Source organism: Pseudomonas sp., from assembly GCF_035277045.1.
Classification (GTDB): domain Bacteria; phylum Pseudomonadota; class Gammaproteobacteria; order Pseudomonadales; family Pseudomonadaceae; genus Aquipseudomonas.
The window spans coordinates 1-2660 of sequence record NZ_DATELE010000287.1 but is presented as its reverse complement, the minus strand read 5'-3'; the positions used below and the strand labels follow the sequence as shown (position 1 = coordinate 2660).

Annotated in this window: 3 protein-coding genes; all 3 read right to left on the bottom strand. The window is 61.9% G+C overall.

Going from position 1 to position 2660, the window contains the following annotated elements; genetic code table 11:
- Positions 1 to 814: flagellar synthesis regulator FleN (gene fleN / locus VJS90_RS19910; RefSeq protein WP_324123347.1), on the bottom strand; the 814-nt coding region annotated here is incomplete at its 3' end.
- Between the two features lie 116 nt (positions 815 to 930).
- Complete coding sequence (gene flhF, locus VJS90_RS19905) at positions 931 to 2259, bottom strand: flagellar biosynthesis protein FlhF (RefSeq protein WP_085723337.1); 1329 nt, start codon at positions 2257 to 2259, stop codon at positions 931 to 933.
- A gap of 11 nt (positions 2260 to 2270) precedes the next feature.
- Positions 2271 to 2660, bottom strand: a 390-nt coding sequence (locus VJS90_RS19900) for an FHIPEP family type III secretion protein (protein ID WP_324123346.1), incomplete at its 5' end; no start/stop codon positions are given.

Genomic DNA, 2660 nt, shown 5'->3' with positions numbered 1-2660 from the left:
CTGTTTGCTGCACGAGGCGCTCGACGAAAAACTCCAGGTGCCCGCGCGGATTGGCCGGCAGCGGCCAGGAATCGACCTTCTGCGCGATAGCCTTGAACGCCAGCGAGCACTTGGAACGCGGGAACGCCTCGTAGACGGCACGCTGCTTCTGCACAGCCTTGCGCACACTTTCGTCATAGGGCACCGCGCCGACGTATTGCAGGGCGACGTCGAGGAAGCGATCCGTGACCTTGGTCAACTTGGCGAACAGGTTGCGCCCTTCCTGCGGGCTCTGGGCCATGTTGGCCAGGACGCGGAAGCGGTTCATGCCGTAGTCGCGGTTGAGCAATTTGATCAAGGCGTAGGCATCGGTGATCGAGGTCGGCTCGTCGCACACCACCAGCAGCACTTCCTGGGCTGCGCGCACGAAACTGACTACCGAGTCACCAATGCCCGCAGCGGTGTCGATCACCAATACGTCGAGGTTGTCGCCGATATCGCTGAAGGCCTGGATCAAGCCAGCGTGTTGCGCAGGGCTCAGATGAACCATGCTCTGTGTGCCGGATGCCGCCGGAACGATACGGATGCCGCCAGGCCCCTGCAGCAGTACATCGCGCAGTTCGCAGCGGCCCTCGATCACGTCGGCCAGGGTACGTTTGGGTGTCAGGCCCAGCAGAACGTCGACGTTCGCCAGTCCCAGGTCGGCGTCCAGCAGCATGACGCGCCGGCCAAGCTCAGCCAAAGCCAGGGACAAGTTCACTGACACGTTAGTTTTCCCGACGCCACCTTTGCCGCCGGTCACCGCGATCACCTGTACGGGATGCATGCTGCCCATGTTATTTCTTTACCTTGTCTTGCATAGACGGAGGCCACATTACTGGCTGCGCGTTCGTAAACGGAACAATGCATGGCAGACCATCGATGTAGGTACAAAAACTGTTCATTATTACCTTAGCCGACCTGCTTGGTCGGGCTGTGGTAGATGTCAGCGAACATGTCAGCCATGGCTTCTTCGCTGGGTTCTTCCTGCATTTGCACGCTGACGGCGCGACTGACCAACTGATGACGGCGCGGCAGATGAAGATCATCCGGAATCCGCGGACCATCGGTCAGGTATGCCACCGGCAGCTCATGACTGATGGCCAGGCTCAACACCTCGCCCAGGCTTGCCGTTTCATCCAGTTTAGTCAGGATGCAGCCAGCGAGCCCGCAACGCTTGTAACTATGATAAGCAGCGGTTAGAACCTGTTTCTGGCTGGTGGTTGCCAGAACCAGATAATTTTTCGCGCGGATGCCACGACCGGCCAGACTTTCAAGCTGCATGCGCAGGGCCGGATCGCTGGCCTGCAGGCCGGCGGTATCGATCAGCACCACACGCTTGCGCAGCAATGGCTCCAGGGCCTGCACCAGGGACTGGCCCGGATCGACGTGGGTCACCGACACATTGAGAATGCGCCCCAGGGTCTTGAGCTGCTCCTGGGCTCCGATGCGGAAGCTGTCCATGCTCACCAGCGCAATGTTCTGCGCGCCGTACTTGAGCACGTAACGGGCCGCCAGCTTGGCCAGGGTGGTGGTCTTGCCCATGCCGGCAGGGCCGACCATGGCGATCACACCGCCCTCTTCCAGCGGCTCGATTTCCGGGGTAACGATCATCCGTGCCAGGTGCGCCAGCAACATGCGCCAGGCCTGGCGGGGCTCTTCGATTTCCGTGATCAGCGCCAGCAAATCGCGCGACAGCGGCCCAGACAGGCCGATGCGTTGCAGGCGACGCCAGAGATTGGCCTGGTCCGGACGGCTGCCTTGCAGCTGATTCCAGGCCAGGGAGCCGAGCTGGACTTCCATGAGCTCGCGCAGGCTGTTGAGCTCGAAACGCATCGAGTCCAACGCGCGCGGGTCCACGCCAGCGGATGCCGGTGCAGCGGCAGGCGCGGGGCGAAGGGGTTCGCTGTACGTCGGCTCGATCAGCGGCTCGGCGGCGGTCAACGGCAGGCCGGCGAACAACTGACGGTTGGTGCCCTTGTCGCTCTCGCCTTCGCCGCGCAGGCTCAATTCGGCCTGGGCGGTGACGATCCGCGACTGTGTCTTGCGCAACTCGTCTTCGAGTTCCATGTTCGGTACACGCGGCGCCAGCGCCGACAACTTGTAATCAAGCGCTGCCGTCAGCTCGACCCCGCCGGCGATCCGGCGGTTGCCGATAATGGCGGCATCGGCGCCCAGCTCATCGCGAACCAGCTTCATGGCCTGACGCATATCGGCGGCGAAAAAACGCTTAACTTGCATAAACCACTACCTCAGCCGTTGGGCCCTACTGTCGCAACGATGGTCACTTGCTTGTTGTCAGGGATTTCCTGGTAAGCCAACACGTGCAAACCCGGGACTGCGAGGCGGCCGAATCGCGAGAGCATCGCGCGAACCGGACCGGCCACCAGCAGAATCACCGGCTGACCTTGCATCTCCTGGCGCTGCGCCGCGTCGATCAGCGAGCGTTGCAGCTTCTCAGCCATGCTTGGCTCCAGCAGAACGCCCTCTTCCGAGCCTTGTCCTGCCTTCTGCAGACTATTGAGCAATATCTGTTCCAACCTTGGCTCCAGCGTGATAACTGGCAGCTCCGACTCAGTGCCTACAATGCTTTGCACGATTGCACGGGATACGCCAACACGCACGGCGGCCACCAGCGCGGC

Excerpts from the sequence above, each read along its gene's own strand:
- flhF (WP_085723337.1), bottom strand. The coding sequence starts at position 2,259 with ATGCAAGTTAAGCGTTTTTTCGCCGCCGATATGCGTCAGGCCATGAAG.